Origin of the sequence: Streptomyces sp. Y20, from assembly GCF_043195475.1 — a bacterium.
In the GTDB taxonomy this organism is placed as follows: Bacteria; Actinomycetota; Actinomycetes; order Streptomycetales; family Streptomycetaceae; genus Streptomyces.
This window is the reverse complement of record NZ_JBIDDP010000007.1, coordinates 249,431-269,963: the sequence shown is the minus strand read 5'-3', so window position 1 is coordinate 269,963 and position 20,533 is coordinate 249,431. Positions and strand designations below refer to the sequence as shown.

General features: G+C 71.4%; 22 protein-coding genes. 11 read left to right on the top strand and 11 right to left on the bottom strand.

Annotated elements, in window-relative coordinates; all coding sequences use genetic code 11:
* Positions 1-2: 2 nt before the first annotated feature.
* From ACGFT1_RS20075 to ACGFT1_RS20060, 4 genes are all read left to right on the top strand, one after another.
* Entirely contained in the window at positions 3-920 is a 918-nt protein-coding gene (locus ACGFT1_RS20075; RefSeq protein ID WP_373910292.1) for a F0F1 ATP synthase subunit gamma, read from the top strand.
* Positions 921-2,357, top strand: coding sequence for a F0F1 ATP synthase subunit beta (atpD, locus tag ACGFT1_RS20070; RefSeq protein ID WP_373910291.1), 1,437 nt, complete (start codon positions 921-923; stop codon positions 2,355-2,357).
* Positions 2,358-2,467: 110 nt separating this feature from the next.
* Positions 2,468-2,842, top strand: a complete 375-nt coding sequence (locus ACGFT1_RS20065; RefSeq protein ID WP_121786871.1) for a F0F1 ATP synthase subunit epsilon — start codon at positions 2,468-2,470, stop codon at positions 2,840-2,842.
* Between the two features lie 154 nt (positions 2,843-2,996).
* Positions 2,997-3,443, top strand: coding sequence for a DUF2550 domain-containing protein (locus tag ACGFT1_RS20060; RefSeq protein ID WP_373910290.1), 447 nt, complete (start codon positions 2,997-2,999; stop codon positions 3,441-3,443).
* A 75-nt stretch (positions 3,444-3,518) separates the two neighbouring features.
* Here the strand turns inward: ACGFT1_RS20060 and ACGFT1_RS20055 are convergent, their stop codons facing one another.
* Positions 3,519-5,342, bottom strand: a complete 1,824-nt coding sequence (locus ACGFT1_RS20055) for a glycosyl hydrolase family 18 protein (protein WP_373910289.1) — start codon at positions 5,340-5,342, stop codon at positions 3,519-3,521.
* A gap of 170 nt (positions 5,343-5,512) precedes the next feature.
* Positions 5,513-5,659, bottom strand: a complete 147-nt coding sequence (locus ACGFT1_RS20050) for a LuxR C-terminal-related transcriptional regulator (protein WP_373910288.1) — start codon at positions 5,657-5,659, stop codon at positions 5,513-5,515.
* Between the two features lie 119 nt (positions 5,660-5,778).
* On the opposite strand from ACGFT1_RS20050, the gene ACGFT1_RS20045 reads away from it, so the two are divergent.
* Complete coding sequence (locus ACGFT1_RS20045) at positions 5,779-6,282, top strand: DinB family protein (protein ID WP_373910287.1); 504 nt, start codon at positions 5,779-5,781, stop codon at positions 6,280-6,282.
* A gap of 31 nt (positions 6,283-6,313) precedes the next feature.
* On the opposite strand, the gene ACGFT1_RS20040 is transcribed toward ACGFT1_RS20045, so the two are convergent.
* The 3 genes from ACGFT1_RS20040 to ACGFT1_RS20030 are packed head-to-tail and all read right to left on the bottom strand — an operon-like array spanning position 6,314 to position 8,458.
* Positions 6,314-6,886: a cob(I)yrinic acid a,c-diamide adenosyltransferase gene (locus tag ACGFT1_RS20040; protein ID WP_373910286.1), complete on the bottom strand. Its 573-nt coding sequence runs from the start codon at positions 6,884-6,886 to the stop codon at positions 6,314-6,316.
* A gap of 13 nt (positions 6,887-6,899) precedes the next feature.
* Positions 6,900-7,649 (bottom strand): ABC transporter permease, encoded by a 750-nt coding sequence (locus ACGFT1_RS20035; RefSeq protein WP_373910285.1) that lies wholly within the window; start codon positions 7,647-7,649, stop codon positions 6,900-6,902.
* A 20-nt stretch (positions 7,650-7,669) separates the two neighbouring features.
* Entirely contained in the window at positions 7,670-8,458 is a 789-nt protein-coding gene (locus ACGFT1_RS20030) for an ABC transporter ATP-binding protein (protein WP_373910284.1), read from the bottom strand.
* 89 nt (positions 8,459-8,547) lie between these two features.
* Here ACGFT1_RS20030 and ACGFT1_RS20025 point away from each other — a divergent pair, with 89 nt between their 5' ends.
* The 4 genes from ACGFT1_RS20025 to ACGFT1_RS20010 all read left to right on the top strand — a co-directional run bounded on the left by ACGFT1_RS20025 (position 8,548) and on the right by ACGFT1_RS20010 (position 13,528).
* Positions 8,548-9,189, top strand: coding sequence for a TetR/AcrR family transcriptional regulator (locus ACGFT1_RS20025; protein WP_373910283.1), 642 nt, complete (start codon positions 8,548-8,550; stop codon positions 9,187-9,189).
* Positions 9,190-9,314: 125 nt separating this feature from the next.
* A complete protein-coding gene (locus ACGFT1_RS20020; RefSeq protein WP_356820138.1) occupies positions 9,315-10,163 on the top strand; it encodes a 3-hydroxyacyl-CoA dehydrogenase family protein in 849 nt (282 codons plus the stop codon).
* A gap of 156 nt (positions 10,164-10,319) precedes the next feature.
* Entirely contained in the window at positions 10,320-10,643 is a 324-nt protein-coding gene (locus tag ACGFT1_RS20015) for an STAS domain-containing protein (RefSeq protein WP_373910282.1), read from the top strand.
* Between the two features lie 266 nt (positions 10,644-10,909).
* The gene (locus ACGFT1_RS20010) at positions 10,910-13,528 is read left to right on the top strand and encodes an ATP-binding protein (RefSeq protein ID WP_373910281.1); all 2,619 of its coding nucleotides are present in this window, start codon (positions 10,910-10,912) and stop codon (positions 13,526-13,528) included.
* A gap of 75 nt (positions 13,529-13,603) precedes the next feature.
* Here ACGFT1_RS20010 and nucS read toward each other — a convergent pair whose 3' ends face one another.
* Positions 13,604-14,275, bottom strand: coding sequence for an endonuclease NucS (gene nucS / locus ACGFT1_RS20005; RefSeq protein ID WP_373910280.1), 672 nt, complete (start codon positions 14,273-14,275; stop codon positions 13,604-13,606).
* A gap of 276 nt (positions 14,276-14,551) precedes the next feature.
* On the opposite strand from nucS, the gene ACGFT1_RS20000 reads away from it, so the two are divergent.
* Entirely contained in the window at positions 14,552-14,944 is a 393-nt protein-coding gene (locus tag ACGFT1_RS20000) for an SCO5389 family protein (protein WP_121786857.1), read from the top strand.
* 119 nt (positions 14,945-15,063) lie between these two features.
* Here ACGFT1_RS20000 and ACGFT1_RS19995 read toward each other — a convergent pair whose 3' ends face one another.
* A complete protein-coding gene (locus ACGFT1_RS19995; protein ID WP_373910279.1) occupies positions 15,064-16,092 on the bottom strand; it encodes an LLM class flavin-dependent oxidoreductase in 1,029 nt (342 codons plus the stop codon).
* Positions 16,093-16,314: 222 nt separating this feature from the next.
* On the opposite strand from ACGFT1_RS19995, the gene ACGFT1_RS19990 reads away from it, so the two are divergent.
* Positions 16,315-16,647: an ATP/GTP-binding protein gene (locus ACGFT1_RS19990; protein WP_373910278.1), complete on the top strand. Its 333-nt coding sequence runs from the start codon at positions 16,315-16,317 to the stop codon at positions 16,645-16,647.
* A gap of 67 nt (positions 16,648-16,714) precedes the next feature.
* Here the strand turns inward: ACGFT1_RS19990 and ACGFT1_RS19985 are convergent, their stop codons facing one another.
* The 4 genes from ACGFT1_RS19985 to ACGFT1_RS19970 all read right to left on the bottom strand — a co-directional run bounded on the left by ACGFT1_RS19985 (position 16,715) and on the right by ACGFT1_RS19970 (position 20,466).
* Positions 16,715-17,599 carry an ABC transporter permease gene (locus ACGFT1_RS19985; protein WP_373910277.1) on the bottom strand — a complete coding sequence of 295 codons (885 nt, stop codon included), beginning with the start codon at positions 17,597-17,599 and terminating at the stop codon, positions 16,715-16,717.
* Positions 17,596-18,933: an ABC transporter ATP-binding protein gene (locus tag ACGFT1_RS19980; RefSeq protein WP_373910276.1), complete on the bottom strand. Its 1,338-nt coding sequence runs from the start codon at positions 18,931-18,933 to the stop codon at positions 17,596-17,598. Before ACGFT1_RS19980 ends, ACGFT1_RS19985 begins: the two co-directional genes overlap by 4 nt.
* Before the next feature lie 200 nt (positions 18,934-19,133).
* Entirely contained in the window at positions 19,134-19,394 is a 261-nt protein-coding gene (locus ACGFT1_RS19975; RefSeq protein ID WP_373910275.1) for a DUF3253 domain-containing protein, read from the bottom strand.
* A gap of 136 nt (positions 19,395-19,530) precedes the next feature.
* A complete protein-coding gene (locus ACGFT1_RS19970; protein ID WP_373910274.1) occupies positions 19,531-20,466 on the bottom strand; it encodes a cellulose-binding protein in 936 nt (311 codons plus the stop codon).
* Between the last annotated feature and the right edge of the window lie 67 nt (positions 20,467-20,533).

Below are 20,533 nucleotides of genomic sequence, written 5' to 3'. Positions count from 1 at the left end.
TCATGGGAGCCCAGCTCCGGGTCTACAAGCGTCGCATCCGATCCGTCAGCGCGACCAAGAAGATCACCAAGGCGATGGAGATGATCGCCGCCTCGCGCGTCGTCAAGGCGCAGCGCAAGGTGGCGGCCTCCACGCCGTACGCGACCGAGCTGACGCGCGCGGTCACGGCGGTCGGTACGGGTTCGAACACCAGGCACCCGCTCACCACGGAGGCGGAGAACCCGGCCCGCGCCGCGGTCCTCCTCCTCACGAGTGACCGCGGTCTCGCCGGCGCCTTCAACTCCAACGCCATCAAGGCGGCGGAGCAGCTGACCGAGCGCCTGGAGCGCGAGGGCAAGCAGGTCGACACGTACATCGTCGGCCGGCGCGGTGCCGCCCACTACAACTTCCGTGAGCGCAAGATCGCGGAGTCGTGGAGCGGGTTCACCGACGAGCCGACGTACGCGGACGCCAAGAAGGTGGCGGCGCCTCTGATCGAGGCGATCGAGAAGGACACGGCCGAGGGTGGTGTGGACGAACTCCACATCGTCTTCACCGAGTTCGTCTCGATGATGACGCAGACGGCGCTCGACGCCCGGCTGCTGCCGCTGCGTCTCGACGAGGTCGCGCAGGAGAGCGCCCCCCAGGGCGAGATCCTGCCGCTGTACGACTTCGAGCCGTCGGCGGAGGACGTCCTCGACGCCCTGCTGCCGCGGTACGTCGAGAGCCGCATCTACAACGCGCTGCTCCAGTCGGCCGCTTCGAAGCACGCCGCCACGCGGCGCGCGATGAAGTCGGCCACCGACAACGCGGGCGAGCTGATCAACACGCTCTCCCGCCTTGCCAACGCGGCCCGCCAGGCCGAAATCACCCAGGAAATCAGCGAGATCGTCGGTGGCGCCAGTGCCCTGGCCGACGCGACCGCGGGGAGTGACCGATAAATGACCACCACTGTTGAGACCGCGACGGCTACGGGCCGCGTCGCCCGGGTCATCGGCCCGGTCGTCGACGTGGAGTTCCCCGTCGACGCGATGCCGGACATCTACCAGGCGCTGCACGTCGAGGTGGCCGACCCGGCCAACGCCGGCGAGAAGAAGACGCTGACCCTGGAGGTCGCCCAGCACCTGGGTGACGGCCTGGTCCGCACCATCTCCATGCAGCCGACCGACGGTCTGGTCCGCCAGGCCCCGGTCATCGACACCGGCGCCCCCATCTCGGTGCCGGTCGGCGACTTCACCAAGGGCAAGGTGTTCAACACCCTCGGTGAGGTGCTGAACGTCGACGAGACCTACACCGGCGAGCGCTGGCCGATCCACCGCAAGGCCCCGAACTTCGACGAGCTCGAGTCGAAGACCGAGATGTTCGAGACGGGCGTCAAGGTCATCGACCTGCTCACCCCGTACGTCAAGGGCGGCAAGATCGGCCTGTTCGGCGGTGCCGGCGTCGGCAAGACGGTGCTCATCCAGGAGATGATCTACCGCGTCGCCAACAACCACGACGGTGTCTCCGTGTTCGCCGGTGTCGGTGAGCGCACCCGTGAGGGCAACGACCTCATCGAGGAGATGTCCGACTCGGGCGTCATCGACAAGACCGCGCTGGTCTTCGGTCAGATGGACGAGCCCCCGGGCACCCGTCTGCGCGTCGCGCTGGCCGGCCTGACCATGGCCGAGTACTTCCGCGACGTCCAGAAGCAGGACGTGCTGTTCTTCATCGACAACATCTTCCGCTTCACGCAGGCCGGATCCGAGGTCTCCACGCTGCTCGGCCGCATGCCGTCCGCGGTGGGCTACCAGCCGAACCTGGCCGACGAGATGGGTCTCCTCCAGGAGCGCATCACCTCGACCCGCGGTCACTCGATCACCTCGATGCAGGCGATCTACGTCCCCGCGGACGACCTGACCGACCCGGCCCCGGCCACCACCTTCGCCCACCTCGACGCGACGACGGTTCTCTCCCGTCCGATCTCGGAGAAGGGCATCTACCCGGCCGTGGACCCGCTGGACTCCACGTCCCGGATCCTGGACCCGCGCTACATCACGGCGGATCACTACAACGCGGCCATGCGCGTGAAGACGATCCTCCAGAAGTACAAGGATCTCCAGGACATCATCGCGATCCTCGGTATCGACGAGCTGGGCGAGGAGGACAAGCTCGTCGTCCACCGTGCCCGTCGTGTGGAGCGCTTCCTGTCCCAGAACACCCACGTCGCCAAGCAGTTCACCGGCGTGGACGGCTCCGACGTGCCGCTCGACGAGTCGATCGCCGCGTTCAACGCGATCTGCGACGGCGATTACGACCACTTCCCCGAGCAGGCGTTCTTCATGTGCGGTGGCCTCGAGGACCTCAAGGCCAACGCCAAGGAGCTCGGCGTCTCCTGAGCCTCGTGCTCGGGTGAGGGGGCGGGCGCGTCCCGCCCCCTCACCCACGCCTACTAGAATTGACCCCAACACCCGGCACTACCGCCGGGTGGTGACCCGAGGAGCCACCCTTGGCTGCTGAGCTGCATGTCGAGCTGGTCGCCGCCGACCGCCAGGTCTGGTCCGGCGAGGCCACCCTGGTCGTCGCGCGCACCACGTCCGGCGACATCGGCGTCATGCCCGGTCACCAGCCGCTGCTCGGTGTGCTGGAATCGGGCCCGGTGACCATCCGTACGAGTGAAGGCGGAACGGTCGTCGCCGCGGTGCACGGCGGTTTCATCTCGTTCGCGGACGACAAGCTGTCGCTGCTGGCCGAGATCGCCGAGCTGTCGGACGAGATCGATGTCCAGCGCACGGAGCGGGAGCTGGAGCGCGCGAAGGCGGAGGGCGACGCCGGTGCCGAGCGCCGCGCGGACGTCCGACTGCGCGCGGCGGCGGCGCGCTGAACCAGCCGCGCTGTACGTTGACGTCACTCAGCCGCGGCCGGCCCGGAGCAATCCGGTGCCGGTCGCGGCTGAGGCAGATGTGGGTGTTTTTTCCGTTTCATTACTCAGTGACACCAGCGGTGCCACTGCCTGAGAGACGAGGAGGTCGGTGCCGATGGTCCTCGCTCTGACTGTGTGCGGAATCGTGGTCGCGCTCGTGGCGGTGGGACTGTTCCTGTTCGGGCTGCGCCGCAGGCTGATCCAGCGGTCCGGCGGTACGTTCGACTGTTCGCTGCGCTGGGGCGTACCCGAGAAACCGGACGGGGCCGGCAAGGGCTGGAGCTACGGAGTCGCCCGCTACAACGGTGACCGCATCGAGTGGTACCGGGTCTTCTCCTACGCGGTCCGCCCCCGTCGCGTCCTGGAGCGCGCGCAGATCGAGGTGGCCGGCCGCCGGCTGCCCGAGGGCGAGGAGGAACTGGCGCTGCTGTCCGACGCGGTGGTGCTGGCCTGTGCGCACCGGGACGCGCATCTCGAACTCGCCATGAGCGAAGACGCGCTGACCGGGTTCCTCGCGTGGCTGGAGGCCGCCCCGCCCGGACAGCGGGTGAACGTGGCGTAGCCGCGTCCACCCGCTCCCGGACGAGGTCCGGGGGAGGCTGAACGCGGCTTCGTGCGCGGTGCGCGGTCCTGCCGGTTACAGGTTGCTGCTGATGGCGCTCACCAGTTCACCGTCGCTGGTGTCGCCGCTGAACTCCCAGAAGAACGCGCCGCCGAGGCCCTGGCTGTTGGCCCAGGCCATCTTCGCCTTGATGGTGGCCGGGGTGTCGTACGACCACCAGTTGCTGCCGCAGTGGGCGTAGGCCGTGCCGGCGATGGTGCCGGTGGCGGGGCAGGACGACTTCAGGACCTTGTAGTCCTCGATGCCCTGCTCGTAGGTGCCGGCCGCCGGGCCCGTGGCCGTGCCGCCCGGGGCGTCCTGGGTGACGCCGGTCCAGCCGCGGCCGTAGAAGCCGATGCCGATGAGCAGTTTCTTCGCGGGCACGCCGATCGCCTTGAACTTGGCCAGCGCGTCGGCGGTGGTGAAGCCCTCCTTCGGGATGCCGTTGTACGAGGTGAGCGGGGAGTGCGGGGCGGTGGGGCCCTTGGCGTCCCAGGCACCGAAGAAGTCGTACGTCATCACGTTGTACCAGTCGACGTACTGGGCGGCGCCCGCGTAGTCGGCCGCCTCGATCTTGCCGCCGGCGGAACCGTCGGCGGTGGTGGCGGCGGTGATCAGGTTGTTCGAGCCGAACTTGGCGCGCAGGGCGGCCATCAGGTTCTTGTAGGCCGCCGCCCCGCTGGTGTCGCAGGTCAGACCGCAGGCGTTCGGGTACTCCCAGTCGATGTCGATGCCGTCGAAGACATCGGCCCAGCGCGGGTCCTCGACCAGGTCGTAGCAGGACTGGGCGAAGGCGGCCGGGTTCTTGGCCGCGTCCGCGAAGCCGCCGGACCAGGTCCAGCCGCCGAAGGACCACAGCACCTTGATGTTGGGGTACTTGGCCTTCAGCTCGCGCAGCTGGTTGAAGTTGCCGCGCAGCGGCTGGTCCCAGTTGTCGGCGACGCCGCTGACCGACTGGTCGGCGGTGAAGGCCTTGTCGTAGTCGGCGTAGGAGTCGCCGATCGCGCACTTGCCGCCGGTCACGTTGCCGAAGGCGTAGTTGATGTGCGTGATCTTGGACGCGGAGCCGGACGTCACCAGGTTCTTGACGTTGTAGTTCCGGCCGTAGATGCCCCACTCGGTGAAGTAGCCGAGCTTGACCTTGTCGCCGGTGGGCGGCGGGGGAGTGGTGCCGCCGCCGGTGGTGTGCACCTTGACGGCGCCGCTGACCGGACCGGTCTGGTTCGCGGTGTCGCGGGCCTGCACGGTGTAGGAGTAGTCGGTGCCGGCGGTCAGACCGGTGTCGGTGTACGACGTGGTGGTGACCGTGCCGACGACCTTGCCGTCGCGCAGGACGTCGTAGTTCTTGACGCCCTTGTCGTCGGTGGCCGCGCTCCATCCGAGCTTCACCGAGGTGTCGGTGACGGAGGAGGCGGTGGGGGTGCCGGGCGCGGAGGGTGCCGCGTCACCGGGGACCGTCGTGCCGTCGCAGCTGTCGCCGTTCAGCTTGCAGTTGGACGGCGAGCCGGAGCCCGCGCCGTTGAAGCCGAAGGAGAGCGACGCGCCGGGGGCGATGGTGCCGTTGTAGGACTTGTTCTTCGCGGTCCAGTGGGTTCCGGAGTTGGTGACGTCCGCGTCCCAGGAGGAGGTGACGGACGTACCGGAGGGGAAGTCCCACTCGACGGTCCAGGAGCTGATGCTGGAGCTGCCGGTGTTCTTGATGGTCCACTGACCACCGAAGCCGGTGCCCCAGTCGCTGGTTTTGGTGTAGGTGGCGGTGGCGTTGCTCGCGGCCTGGGCGGGGCTCGCGAGGCCGACCAGGCCGGCCAGCGGGAGCAACAGGGTCGCGAACCCTGCCGCGGCTCTGTGTCTGAAGCGCATGCTGCGCCTCCCTCGTCGTCGGGGGTGTCAGGGGCATGGCTGAGCCTCCATGCCCGAGTGCTGCGAGAGTAGAAAGGTCTGGACCACTCGTCAATAGGTCTGGACCATTCTGGAAATGTCCCGCTGGAGCCCCAACTCACCTGCCGGAACCGCCGCTTGCAACCGGCCGCTCAGCCCCGGTTCGCCGGCGACCGGCTGACGTGCGTCTTCACCGTGCCCTCCGCCATGTCGTGCCGGGCCCCGATCCAGGCGTTCGGCAGGCCCTCGCCGAGACGGCCCCGCACCTCCCGCTCCCGCCGGGTGAGCCCCGTCGGCACCGCGGGGTCGCCCCGGTCATCGCCGTCAGCCGTCCGTTTCTCCCGAAGCGGGAGCCCCGGGCCGGTGGCGCCGGAAACCCTGTCGACATGGACAAGGGCGCCGGTGGATCATTGCCGCGATGACACGCACCGACACGCCTCCCGCCTGGGACGAGCGCACCCAGCTGACCACCTTCCTCGACTACGTCCGCGCCACCGCGCGCGCCAAGTGCGAGGAACTCTCCGAGGAGGACGCGCGCACGGCTCCTCTCCCCGGCTCGCCGCTGATGACCGTGAGCGGGGTGATCAACCATCTGCGCTGGGTCGAGTACTACTGGTTCCGGGTCATCTTCCTCGGGGAGGAGGACGAGGGCCCCTGGACCGACGAGGACCCCGACCGCGAGATGCGCATCGCCGTCGACTTCCCGCTGTCCCGGCTGCTGGACGAGTACGCCGAGGAATCCGCGCGGCACAACGAGCTGATCGCCGCGCACGACCTGGGCGCCAAGGCGCGGCGCAAGCGGGACGACGGCAGCGTGTTCGACCTGCGCTGGATCGTGCTGCACCTCATCGAGGAGACGGCCCGGCACAACGGCCACCTCGACATCCTGCGCGAGCTGGCCGACGGCCGGACCGGCTCCTGACCGCACCGGCACGCGGCCGGGCCACGGGGGGCTAGCGCTCCCCGCCCGGCACCCACAGCACGTCGCCGACCTCCCGGTTGGCGCTGCGGGCCAGGATGAACAGCAGGTCCGAGAGCCGGTTCAGGTAGGTCGCGGTGAGCGGGTTCATCGTCTCGCCGTGCGCCTCCAGGGCCGCCCAGGTGGAGCGCTCGGCCCGCCGTACGACCGTGCACGCCTGGTGGAGCAGGGCGGCACCAGCGGTGCCTCCGGGGAGGATGAAGGACCGCAGCTTCTCCAGCCGCTCGTTGAAGCGGTCGCAGTCCGCCTCCAGCTTGTCGACGTAGAACTGCTCCACCCTGAGCGGCGGGAACGCGGGGTTCTCCACGACCGGTGTCGACAGGTCCGCGCCCACGTCGAACAGGTCGTTCTGGACACGGGTGAGGACGGTGACGATCTCCTCGTGCAGCCCGCCCAGTGCGATCGCGGTGCCGATGACCGCGTTGGCCTCGTTGGTGTCCGCGTACGCGGAGATGCGGAGGTCCGTCTTGGGCACCCGGCTCATGTCGCCGAGGCTGGTGGTGCCCTGGTCGCCGGTCCTGGTGTAGATGCGTGTCAGATTGACCATGCGGCCAGCGTAGTTACGCCCCCGCCGTCCGGAACACCCGTGTGCCCACCGTCACGGCCAGCACCGAGAACCCGACGGCGACCAGGACGCCGTAGAGCATGTGCGCGGTGCCGTACCGGCCGACGTAGGCGTCGCGGACCGCGTCCACCAGATAGCGGAACGGCATGAAGTGCGACAGCACGTCCAGCCAGCCGGGTGCCAGGGACATCGGGAGCATCAGCCCGGACAGCAGCATCGACGGCATCGACACCGCGTTGATCAGCGGCCCGAACTCCTGCGGGGTGCGGACCTTCATGCCGAGCGCGTACGACAGCGAGGCCAGCGAGACCGTCAGCAGGGCGACGAACGCGAAGCCGATCAGTACGCCGGCCAGCGGCGCGCGCAGGCCCATCACCAGCGCGGCCAGTACCAGCAGCACCGCCTGGAGGACGAAGACCGTGGCGTCGCGCAGCACCCGGCCGAGCAGCAGGGCGAGCCGGCTGACCGGGGTCACCCGCATCCGCTCCACCACCCCCTGCCCCTTCTCCAGGATGACCGCGAACCCTGCGAACAGGGCGCCGAACAAGCCGAGTTGCAGCAGCAGGCCGGGCACCAGCAGCTGCCAGGAGCTGCCTCGCCCGCCGAGCGGGAGTCCGGTGAGCAGCGGGCCGAAGAAGAGCAGGTAGAGCAAAGGGGTGAGCACGCCGAAGAGCAGGGCGAAGCGGGAGCGCAGCGACTGGCGCAGATAGCGGCCGTAGACGAGGGCCGTGTCGTGAAGGAGCATCGGGCGGGTCCCTGTCGGTCTCATACGGCTACGGGAGAGGTGCCGGCCGCCGGTGCGGGGCCGCGGCCGGTCACGGCGAGGAAGGTGTCCTGGAGCGTGGCGTCCACCGAACCGCCGTAGCGCAGCCTGAGCGCGCCCGGGGTGCCCTCGGCGGCGACCGTGCCCCGGTCGACGATCACCAGGCGGTCGGCGAGGGCGTCGGCCTCGTCCAGATAGTGCGTGGTCAGGAAGACGGTCGTGCCGTGCCGGTCGCGCAGCCGGCGGACCAGGTCCCACAGGTCGGCGCGGCTGCCGGGGTCCAGGCCGGTCGTCGGCTCGTCCAGGAAGAGCACCTCGGGGCGGTGGGTGAGGGCCATGGCGATGTCCAGGCGGCGCCGCTGGCCGCCCGAGAGTGTGCCGGTCCGCCGGTCCAGGAGCGCCGTGAGATCCAGCTCCGCGGCCAGTTCCCCGGCGCGCGCCACCGCCTCCGCCTTCGGCAGGCGGTACAGCCGGCCCTGGGTGACCAGTTCCTCCCGCACGGTGATCTGCGGGTCGACCCCGCCGGACTGGGCGACGTAACCGCTGGCCAGGCGCACCCCGGCCGGATCGGTCGCCAAGTCGTGCCCGGCGACGGCGGCGGCACCGCCGGTGGGTCTCAGGAGGGTGGTGAGCATCCGCAGGGTGGTGGTCTTCCCCGCGCCGTTGGGGCCGAGGAACCCGAGGATCTCGCCCGCGTGGACGGTGAGGTCGATGCCGCGGACGGCGTCGACGGGTCCGGCTTTCGTCCGGAAGGTGCGGGCGAGGCCCGCCGTACTGATGACTGCTGCCATGACCGAAGGAAAACAGACTCCCTCCAATTTTGCAACGTCACCAAAATTGTTGAATCCCCATGAACCTTCGGGCGTCCTACGATGACGGCATGGCAGAGGGGCTCAGGGAGCGGAAGAAGCGCGAGACCAGGCAGCGGATCTCGGACATCGCCACCGGACTGTTCGTGGAGCGCGGCTTCATGGCGGTGACCATGGCGGACGTGGCCGAGGCGGCCGACGTCTCCGTCAACACCGTCTACAACTACTTCCCCGCCAAGGAGGACCTCTTCTTCGACCGCTCCGCCGGCGTGGTCGACCGGCTGGCCCGCTGGGTGCGGGGCCGGGACGCGGGCGAGTCCGCCGCCCGGGCCGTGCTGCGCGAACTGCGCCAGGAGGTCGAGGCCGTCTCGCCGCGGGTCGGCCTGATGGAGGGCTACGACCGCTTCATGCGCGTCATCCAGGAGGCCCCGCCCCTGCGCTCCCGGCTGTGGAGCCTCCAGCAGGAGATCCACGACAATCTGGAGACGGTCCTGCGCGAGGAGACCGGCGCCGACGGCGACGACCCGCTGCCCGACCTGATCGCCGGTCAGATCTGCTGGATCCACCGGACGGTCTTCGAGGTGATCGGCCGCCGCATGGTCGCCGGTCACAAACCGGCCGAAGTGTCGCGAGACGTACTCGTCCTCCTGGGCGACATCGAGGACCTGTTGGGCGAGAAGGTCCTCAACTACGCCGTCCGTGGGCCGTCCTGACCCCTGCCGGTGTGATGTCCGTCAAATGAGACGTGACCCGCGTTACTTACTGGTCACACAGCGGCGTCGGAGCGCTATGGTCCGCCGGAGAGAGGCAGAACCACAGCGCGTTCGAAGGAGTCGGAGTGGCACGGAAGCTCGCCGTCATCGGGGCCGGTCTCATGGGATCGGGCATCGCTCAGGTCGCCGCACAGGCGGGCTGGGACGTCGTCCTGCGGGACGTCACCGACGAGGCACTGAGGCGTGGCACCGACGGCATCAAGGCCTCATACGACAAGTTCGTCGGCAAGGGCAAGCTGGCGGCACAGGACGCCGAGGCCGCCCTGGCCCGCATCACCGCGACCACCGACCTGGACGCCGCCGCCGACGCCGACATCGTCGTCGAGGCCGTCTTCGAGAAGCTGGAGGTCAAGCACGAGATCTTCCGCGCGCTCGACAAGATCGTGCGCGAGGACACCGTGCTCGCCTCCAACACCTCCGCCATCCCGATCACCAAGATCGCGGCGGCCACGGAGCACCCCGAGCGGGTCGTCGGCGTCCACTTCTTCTCGCCGGTGCCGATGATGCAGCTCGTCGAACTCGTCCGCGGCTACAAGACCAGCGACGAAACCCTGGCCACCGCCCGTGAGTTCGCCGAGTCCGTCGGCAAGACCTGCATCGTCGTCAACCGGGACGTCGCCGGCTTCGTCACCACCCGGCTGATCTCCGCCCTCGTCGTGGAGGCGACCAAGCTCTACGAGTCCGGCGTCGCCACCGCCGAGGACATCGACCTCGCCTGCAAGCTGGGCTTCGGTCACGCCATGGGCCCGCTCGCCACCGCCGACCTCACCGGTGTGGACATCCTGCTGCACGCCACGAGCAACATCTACACCGAGTCCCAGGACGAGAAGTTCGCCCCGCCGGAGCTGATGCGCCGGATGGTGGATGCCGGTGACATCGGCCGCAAGAGCGGGCAGGGCTTCTACACGTACTGATTCACCCGCCCACGCACAGCCGCCCGGGAGTATCACTCCCCGGGGTGAATTCGGTATCGGTTCGCTTACAAACAGCAACCGCACCGCCATCCACGCAGTCAGACGTTGCACAGCACCGTCACGAAGTACGCCAACCGCAGCCAACGGGGAGCGCATATGTTCATCAGGGGCGACCACGCCGAGCTGGTCGTCGGGGGCCGCCTCGACGTCCGCAGCGCGGCGGACGCCCGTACGGTCCTGCACTCGGCCGTCGACGACGGAGTCGGCGACCTGGTGCTCGACCTGTCCGAACTGGACTCCTGGGACGCCACCGGACTCGGGGTGATCATGGGCGCCCACCGGCGGGCCGGCCGCTGCGGGCGCCGCCTGGTGCTGCGGGAGGTACCTCCGCAGATGCAGCGCCTGCTGGTGGCCACCCGGCTGCACCGCATCCTCGCCATCGAGGGCGGCATCGGAGTGGAGTCGCTTCCCCGCGTGTGAGGCGCGCACGGGATTGAACCGGTCGACGGGGGACACCCGGACACAGCCGCCGCGGCACTCGTCGGGGGGCAATCCTCACGAGACCGTGACGTCTCGGACCGCACGGCACCCCGCCCTGTCTAAGACACCGGGTGACGGTTTAGGGTTCGGTCGCCCGCTGCCTCGCGACACTCGGCCGAGCGGGCCCGGACCAGAGCGACAGCGCGGTGTGCGACACGGCCGGGAGGGCCGGACACGTGCACGACGCTACTGGGGGGCTTGAACCCATGGACCCGACGAACCCCGGACCCGAGGAGCACGGACCGGCGCACAGCCGCCGCCCGCCCCGGGAATCCCTCACCGCCGACTTCGCCCCGGGCGCACCGGCACCCGCCCGGATGGCCCAACTCGTCACCGGCGACCTCCAGCTGACCGTCAACCCCGTCGACGGCAGTGAGATAGAGCCCTGCCCGCCGGCCGACCGGCCCGGCCGGCCCCGCAAACGCACCGCCGACGAGCGCGCCGGCACCGAACGCGCGGCCCGGCCGCCGGCCCCGCCCGGCCCCGCCGAGCCGCCCCTCTCCCTGCTGGAACGCCAGGACGAACGTGAACGCCTGGTCCGCCTCCTGGCCCGCGGCCGCTCCGTCCGCCTCACCGGCCCGGCCGGCTCCGGCCGCACCGCCCTGCTCGACCTGGTCGCAGAGGACTGCCTGGACCTCGCCCCTGACGGCGTGGTGCGCCTGAACGGCCACCACCGCACGGCCGGCGACCTTCTCCACGACCTGTTCCACGCCGTCCACCACGCCCCGCGCCACCGCCCCGACCAGGACGAACTGCTCGCCTGCATCGCTGAGATCGGCGCGGTCGTCGTCCTGGACGACCTCGAGTTCGGCGGCTCCGCCCTCGACGAACTGCTCGACGCCACCCCCGAGTGCGCGTTCCTGTTCGGCGCCACCCCGGACGTGCCCGCGCCCTCCGCCGAGTCGGACATCGAGGAGGTCTTCCTCACCGGCCTCGACCGCGCCGGCGGCGTGGAGATCCTCGAGCGGGCCGTCGGCCGTGTCCTCACCGAGGAGGAGGCCAACTGGGCCGGCGACCTCTGGTTCGAGTCCGAGGGGCTGCCCCTGCGCTTCGTGCAGGCGGGCGCCCTCCTCCGGCAGCGCGACCAGCTGCGGGCCGCCGCCGGAGCGGTCGACGAGTACGGCGTCTTCGAGGACGTACGGGCCACCGCCGACCCGGAGCCGGACACGGAGCGGGAGCACATACCCCTGCCGTCCCTCGGCGAGGCCGCGGCGCCCGCCCCGCTGCTCGCCTCCCGGCTCGGCACCTCCGCCCGCGCCGCCCTCCGCTTCGCCGTGGCCCTCGGCGGCGAGGTACCGCACCAGGCACACCTGCCCGCCCTGGTCGGTGACACCCACGCGGACGCCGCCCTCGCCGAACTGGCCGCCTGCGGCCTGGTCTCCCCGGCCGGCTCCCGCTACCGCCTCGCGGCCGGCGTACAGGCCCAGCTGGAAGCCGCCGGATACGCCGACGACGCCGCCGAGCGGGTCGTCACCGCCGCCCAGCACTACGCCTGGTGGGCCGGGCACCCCTCGGTCACCCCGGAGCGGGTGTGCGCGGAGGCCGACGCGGTGCTGGCCGCGCTCGCCGCCGTCGTACCCCAGACGTCCCCGCCCGCCGAGGAGGAGGAGAGCACCGCCGTACGGCTCGCCCGCACCGCCGCGCCCGCCTTCGCCGCCGGACTGCACTGGAGCGCCTGGGAACGGGCCCTGCGGTCCGGTGCGGAAGCCTCCCGGATGGCCGGCGAGGTGTCCGAACAAGCCTATTTCCACCACGAACTGGGCATCCTCGCGCTCTGCACCGGACAGTTCGACCGGGCCCGCGCCGAACTGGAGGCCTCCGGCGGGCTCCGCGGCGCCCTCGCCGACAAGCGGGGCGCGGTCGCCGGTCGCCGGGCGCTGGCGCTGCTCGCCGACCGCACGGGCGACGTGCCCGGACCGCCGGCGCCGGAGCCCTCGGAGACGGAGCACGGGGAGCCGGCCTGGCCGCCGTACGGCCCCGTCGGCGCCGCACCGGCCACCCAGCGGCTCGCGCTGCCCGCGCCGCTGCCCGCGCCGCTGCCCGCGCCGCTGCCCGCGCCGCAGCCCGCGCCGCGGGGCGGCCGTCTCAAGCGAGTGGCCCGCCGCAACATGGTCGCGGCCGGCTCCGGCGCACTCCTCGCCGCCGTCCTCGGCACGGTCGTCACCCTCGGCATGACGTCCCCCGACGACACCGGGCGCGACCCGGCCGGCAGGGGCGGTGCCAACCCGTCCGCGAGTCAGGGCGCCGACGACGGCGGGGTCGTCGCGGACCCGGTGGACACCGACGGGAACGGCGGCACCGGCCGCACCGGCTCGGCCGGCGGCCGGCCCACGTCACCGGGTCCCGACGGCACGTACGGCACCGCCGACGACCCCGCGCGGCCGGCGGACACTCCCCGGCCGTCGGAGAGCGCCGAGCCGACCGGCTCCGGCACCCCCTCCGGCACCCCGTCCAAGTCCCCCGGGCCGGGCGGCGGCTCGAGCGCCCCGTCCTCCGGCGGGACGACAGGGGGTACGACCGGCGGTACGACGGGGAGCACGTCCGGTGGCCCCACGGGCGGTACGTCCACGGGAGGCACGCCCACCGGCGGCTCGACCGGCTCGACCGGCACGACCGGCACGACCGGTTCCACCGGCACCGGAGGCTCCACCGGTACGACGGGCACCGACGGCGGTACGAGCAGCGGTGGCTCGACGGACGGGTCCACCGGGGGCGGCACGACGGGCGGCGACGGCGGCGGCACGACGGGCGGCTCCGCCGGGGGGACGCCGAGCAGCGCGTCGGCGCCGGAAAGCGCACCGGAAACGACCGGCACCATGATCTGACGCAGCGCGTTCCGGCGCGGTCGCCGTTACCCCCGCGGGGGTGCCCGGTGGCCCGCCGGTGCGGGCCGGGGCGGGTCAGAAGAGGCGGAGTTTGTCGTCCTCGATGCCGCGCAGGGCGTTGTAGTCCAGGATCTTGCAGTTGATGCCGCGGTCGGTGGCGAGGACGCGGGCCTGGGGCTTGATCTCCTGGGCGGCGAAGACACCGCGGACCGGGGCGAGGTGCGGGTCGCGGTTCAACAGCTCCAGGTACCGCGTGAGTTGCTCCACGCCGTCGATCTCGCCCCGCCGCTTGATCTCGACGGCGACGGTCTGCCCGTCCGCGTCCCGGCAGAGGATGTCCACCGGGCCGATCGCGGTCATGTACTCACGGCGGATGAGCGAATAGCCCTCGCCGAGCGTCTCGATGCGGTCGGCGAGCAGCTCCTGGAGGTGCGCTTCCACGCCGTCCTTGATCAGCCCCGGGTCCACGCCGAGTTCGTGCGAGGAGTCGTGGAGGATCTCCTCCATCGTGATGATCAGTTTCTCGCCCGCCTTGTTGACGACGGTCCACACGCCCTCGTCCTCGCCCTTCCCCTCCTTCAGGGCGCAGGGCGGCGACATCCAGTTGAGCGGCTTGTAGGCCCGGTCGTCGGCGTGGATGGAGACGCTGCCGTCCGCCTTGACCAGGATGAGTCGGGGCGCCGAGGGCAGATGGGCGGTGAGCCGGCCGGCGTAGTCGACCGAGCATCGGGCAATGACGAGACGCATGGTCGGCAACGCTACTCGACACCCGCGGGTGCTCGCGATCCACCCGCCCCGCTCCCTGTGGATCGCCCCCTTTGTCCCTGGAAACTCTTGTTCATCCCTGGCCGATTGTGGGCGCAACGGGACCGCTCCATATACGCATTCTGCTGGTGTGGTCACCGACCGTTGCCTACCGTAGGGAACGGGAGGTCGCGACGCATGCACTGAGCGTGTTCCGGATCGCGAGCTCCCTTACCTGTCCGGCAACCCCTGCTCTTCGGGGGTGCGAGAGGAGAACCCATGTCGCTCGACGTCTCACCGGCCCTACTCGAACAGGCCGAGCGAGGCGAGGTCGACGAAGCAGCATTCGTCGACTGCGTCCGGACCTCCCTGCCCTACGCATGGGAGATGATCAGCTCCCTGGTGGCCCAGCTGAAGGTGGACGGTGGCTCCTTCGCCGACAACCAGACGCCTCCGCCGGACGAGCGGGCACGCGGTCAGCTGCTGCGTGCGCTCGCGAGTGACGCCATACGCGGCGCGCTCCAGCGGCACTTCGGTGTGCGGCTGGCCTTCCAGAACTGCCACCGGGTGGCGGTGTTCCCGCTGGACGCCTCGGTGGACGAGACGTTGGCCCGCTTCACGTCGGTACGCAGCCAGTTGCTGAACCAGTCGCCGGAGTTCCGGGACTGCTGACGCACGACTCCGGTACGGCCGCGCCGGTGAGCCGTCCGCTTGCCGCTCCACCCGCGGGAGCACCCTTTCCGTCCCGGGGCGGCAAGCCCCCCAAGGTGGCCCGGCGCGTGCGAAGCGGCTCAGCGCACCTGGGGCAGCACCTCGGCACCGAGGCGCCGCAGGTTCTCCTCCGTGGCCGCGAGATCGCCGGAACCCTCCGTCAGGAGGGCGAAGCGGGAGATGCCGGTGCGTTCCGAGGTGGCCGCGAGCCGGTCGGCGGCGAGCCGGGGGGTGCCGACCGGGTGCAGCCCGCAGAGCAGTTCGGTGTAGGCGTGCGGGTCGCGCATCGCGCGCGCCCGTCCGTCCACCGTCACGTGCGCCTGGAGGCCCTGTCTCAGCCAGTCCGGCATCGCCTTCGTCAGGGTCTCCACCGCGTCCGTGCGCCGGTCGGCGAGCTGGCAGACGCCGGCCGACACATGGGCGGCGCCCGCGATCTCCTCGCCCGGCCGTCCGGCCGCGCGGGCGCAGCGCTGCCACAGGGCGACCATCTCGGCCTTCTCCTCGTCGCCGATGTGCATGCCGAGGAGCATCGGCAGCCCGCGCTCGGCGGCCAGCCGTACGCTCCCCGGTGAGGTGCAGGCGAGGACGACCTCGGGGCCGGGGGTGTCCGTCAGGGCCTCGCAGGGGCGGGGGACGACCGGCACCTCGCGGAAGGAGAACCGTGCGCCCGAGGCCCCGACCGACGGCTCGGCCAGCCAGCGCAGCAGCAGATCGAGGGACTCCGGGAACCCGTGTTCGTACGCCTGGAGACCCGTGCCGAACACCTCCAGGTCCACCCAGGGGCCGCCGCGTCCGACGCCGAGCGTGAACCGTCCGCCGCTCGTCAGGTGCAGCAGTGCCGTCTGTTCGCCGAGGGCGACGGGGTGGGCGGTGGGCAGTACGCTGACCGCCGTGCCGACCTGGATGCGGTGGGTGCGGCCGAGCAGCAGCGCGGCCAGGGTGACGGCGGACGGGCATGTGCCGTAGGGCACGAAGTGGTGCTCGGCCAGCCAGACCGCGTCCAGCCCGGCCTGCTCGGCGACCTCCGCGGAACGGACCGCCCGGTGCAGGGCCTCCCCGGGGCCCTGGCCCGGGAACTGGGCCGCCAGCACAAAACTTCCTACGCGCATCGCATTTCCTGCTTCCTTGGCTCCGACCCGGAGCTCCCCCGCCCGGCACAACCATCTGACACGTGCCCAGGACACGGCCTCGCGGAGAGATTTGCCGATTGTCTTGAGAATGGGTGGCCTCGGAGGGGGACTTGTACGGGTTGGTTCCCTACGCGTACCCGGCCCGGCGGCGCGTAGGCTGGAGGCGGCCCGTGCTTCCTGTATAGCCCCGAGAGGTGTCCTGTGTCTCCGCGTCGTAACCGACCGAACGCAGCCGGATCACCGGGCCGGAGCGCCGAGGAGGACCGCGCCGGCCGGTACGGCGGCTGGCAGTCCACCGAGGACTGGCAGGGCGAGCAGTGGAGCGTGCGGCATGTCGCCGGGGCGAGCGCGCAAGGCAAGACGTACCGCTGCCCGGGTTGTGACCAGCTGATCCCCTCCGCGGTACCGCATGTGGTGGCCTGGCCGGAGTACTCGGGCGTCGACGAACGCCGGCACTGGCACAAGGCGTGCTGGAACGCGAAGGACCGCCGCACCACGCGGGTGCAGCGGTCCCGTAACGCACCGAGGTTCTAGGCCGGGGCGCCGGCCGGGGATCTCGGACCCCCGAGTCCCGGACCCCTCGATCTCGGATACCGGCGGCTCACACGTCCCGGCTCCGCAGCAGCGCGTACGCGCCCGCGTACAGCACCGCGGTCAGGCCCAGCATGATCCACAGCGGGTCCCAGCCCGAGGGGCCGGAGTCGGTCAGGGAGTTGGCGTAGAAGACGCTCAGCTGGTTCGGGATCGAGTACTCGAAGAGCCACTCGCGCACCTTGCTGAGGGACTCCGTCGCCATGAACAGCGCGAGCACCAGCGGCGCGAGCAGCACGCCGAGCATCAGGGTGACGGCGCCCGCGGAGTGCCGGATGACCGAGCCGACGAGCAGCGAGAACAGCCCCAGCAGAGCGATGTAGAGGCTGATGCCGACGGTGGCCTTGAACCACTCGCCGCCGGAGGGGGACCGGGCGCCGGTGTCCGCCAGCATGGACGCCTGGACCATGGCCACGAAGCCGGACGACACCAGGGTGACGACGAACGCGACCGTGAAGAACACGATCGACTTGGCGGCGAGCACCCGGGCCCGGCTGGGGCAGGCGGTCATCGTCGTACGGATCATGCCGGTGCCGTACTCGGAGGCCGTGGTCAGCACGCCGAGCGTCATGATGCAGATGCTGCCGAGGAGCAGGCCGAAGAAGCCGAAGGACAACGGGTTCTCACCGGACATGCTCGAGGAGTCGGAGTGGGCGTCGACCAGGGCGCCGGCCAGCAGACCGACACCGAGGACGAGCAGCACGAAGACGCCGAGCGTCCACATGGTCGACCGCACCGACCTGATCTTCGTCCACTCGGAGGCCAGCGCGTGCCCGAGGTGGGTGCGCACGACCGGGATGGGCGAGGTGTAGCCGGGGTACGGCCCACCGGGCGCCGCCTGCCAGTGGGGCGCGGCGGCGGGGGCCTGTGGCATCGGGGGCTGCGGGGTGCTCATCGGGCGTCCTCGGGCTGGGTCGGGTCGGCGGTGACGGAGGCGGCCGGCGCGGCGGCGGGGGCCGCCTCCGCGGCCGGGGCCTGCGGGGTGGCCGGGGCGGCATCGGCGGGGGCCTGCCGGGGCGCGGGCGAGCCGGCCGGGGTCTGCGGGGCCGCCGGAGCCGGGACCGGCGCGGACGGCTGCGCCTGCGCCGCCTGCGGGGCCTGGGCGGGCTGCTGGGCGTAGGGGTTCGCGGTGCCCGGGCCCGGAGCGCCGTACGCGCCCGCCGACGCGCCGCCGTACGGTGCCTGCGCGAACGGCTGGCCGCCCTGCTGGGGCGGCGGCGGGGCGTACCAGCCGGGCTGGCCCTGGCCGGGGACCGGCATGGGCGGCTGGGCGCCGGGCGGCAGCGGCTGCTGGAGGCCCGCCTTCTGGTCGATGGTGGAGCGGTAGTCCACCGCGCCCTGCGTCATCCGCATGTACGCCTCCTCCAGCGAGGCCTGGTGCGGCGACAGCTCCCACAGCCGTACGTCCGTCTCGTGGGCCAGGTCGCTGATGCGGGGCAGCGGCAGCCCGGTGACGCGCAGCGCGCCGTCCTGCTCGGGCATGACGTGCCCGCCCGCCTCGGTGAGCGCGGAGGTCAGCTTCTCGCGCAACTGGGGGTCCGTGTCAGGGGTGCGTACGCGCGCGAAGTCGGCGGAATTGGCCGAGATGAAGTCCCGCACGCTCATGTCGGCGAGCAGCTGTCCGCGCCCGATGACGATGAGGTGATCGGCGGTCAGCGCCATCTCGCTCATCAGATGGGAGGAGACGAAGACCGTACGGCCCTCGGCGGCGAGCGCTCTCATCAGGTTGCGCACCCAGAGGATGCCCTCGGGGTCGAGGCCGTTGACCGGCTCGTCGAAGAGCAGCACCTGGGGGTCGCCGAGCAGTGCGGCGGCGATGCCGAGGCGCTGGCCCATGCCGAGCGAGAAGCCCTTGGAGCGCCGCTTGGCCACGTCCTGGAGGCCGACGACCCCGAGCACCTCGTCCACCCGGCGGGCCGGGATGCCCGACAGCTGGGCGAGGCTCAGCAGGTGGTTGCGGGCGCTGCGGCCACCGTGTACGGCCTTGGCGTCGAGCAGCGCGCCGACCTGCCGGGGGGCGTTGGGCAGCCTGCGGTAGGGATGGCCGCCGATCGTCACCGACCCGGACGTGGGGTTGTCCAGACCGAGGATCATCCGCATCGTCGTGGACTTGCCCGAGCCGTTGGGGCCGAGGAAGCCGGTGACGGCGCCGGGCCGCACCTGGAAGGAAAGGTTGTACACGGCGGTCTTGTCGCCGTAGCGCTTGGTCAGGCCGACAGCCTCGATCATGCTCCGCACCCATCAAAGGTTCAGGACAGCGGGGCACACGCCCCCGTAAGGGTTAGGAGGATATCGGGGCGCTGACGGTTCCGCTCAAGAGCGGGTAAAGCCGGGACGTCACGCCGGGTGCCTGTGCGTCCACCGGGAGTCCCGGCGGCCGGGGGGCGGCGCGGGGACGGAGGGGACGCGGAAGCCGTCCCCGAGTTCCGTCAGGCGGGACGGCGGATGCGGACGGGGCCGCGGGCGCGGGCGGGGTCGACGGGTGTGCCGTGCTGGGTGATCTCCACCTCTCCCCGGGCGGCGAGCCGGGCCGCGGCGCGGCGGACGGGCTCCATCAGCTCCCGCCATCCCTCGTCCGCGCGCGGGTGGACCGCGCGGGCCACGTCCGAGGGACATACGGACGCCCCCGGGGCCCTGCGGTCGAGGAGGCCGAGGACGGCGTCCTCGAGGTCGCGGTCACTGACCGCCATACCGCCGCCCCCTTCCGCGAGACCCGGTTCACATGCTCCAGGCTACGCGCGCGACGGCGCGTGGGAGGGCGAAAGGGGCGGTGGGATGGTCCCCACCGCCCCTCACGACCTCACTGTGCCGTACGGCACCCGGGACTCAACGGGACTGCTGCGCCGGCACACCCCGGGAGACCGGCTCGTCGTCGGTGGACGTGCCGGCCGCGGCCACCGCGGCGCCGGTCAGCGTGGCGAGCATCTCGCGGACGTTCGTCAGCTGGGCGTTGATGCTGTCGCGGCGGTTGGTGAGCGCCGCCAGCTCCCGCTCGGACTCCGAACGGATGCGGTCGGCCTTGGCGTTGGCGTCGGCCACGATGTCCTCGGCCTGGCGCTGGGCCGTCTCCACCGTCTGGCGGGCGCGGCGCTCGGCGTCGGTGCGCAGCTTCTCCGCCTCCAGGCGGAGCTGCTCGGCGCGGTGCTCGATCTCGGCGAGGCGCTTCTCGGCCTTCTGCTGACGGGAGGCCAGATCGCGCTCGGACTGCTCGCGGCGCTTGGCCAGGTTCGTCTCGAAGTCGGCGGCGGCCTGCGCGGCCTTGGCGCGGGTCTCCTCGAAGAGGGCGTCCGCCTCCTCCCGCTTGGACTGCGCGTCCTTCTGCGCGTCGGAACGCAGCTGGGAGGCGTCGGACTTGGCCTTCTCGACGATCCGGACGCCCTCGTCCTCGGCCTTGGCCTTGCGCTCGGAGGCGTAGGACTCGGCGTCGTTGCGGACCTGCTGGGCCGCCGACTCGGCGAGGTCGCGGTGCTGCTCGGCCGCGCGCCGGGCCTCCTCACGCAGCTCCTTGGCCTCTTCCTCGGCCAGGCGCAGGATCTTCTCGACCCGCGCGCCGAGACCCGCGTACGACGGCTCCGCGTCGCTGACCTGGGCCTGGGCGTTCTGCGTTTCGAGGTGGAGCTCCTCGATGCGCTTCTCCAGGGCGGTGATACGGGAGAGAGCGCTGTCACGGTCGGAGACGAGCTTGGAGATACGTTCGTCCACCTGAGCGCGGTCGTACCCACGCCGCACAAGCTCGAAGCCGTAGGGGGAAGTGTCGCTCATGGGGTTCCTGTCGAATGAGACCGGTGAGGTGATAAGGGGAATCCTAGGGGCCGAAGCGGTGTGTCAT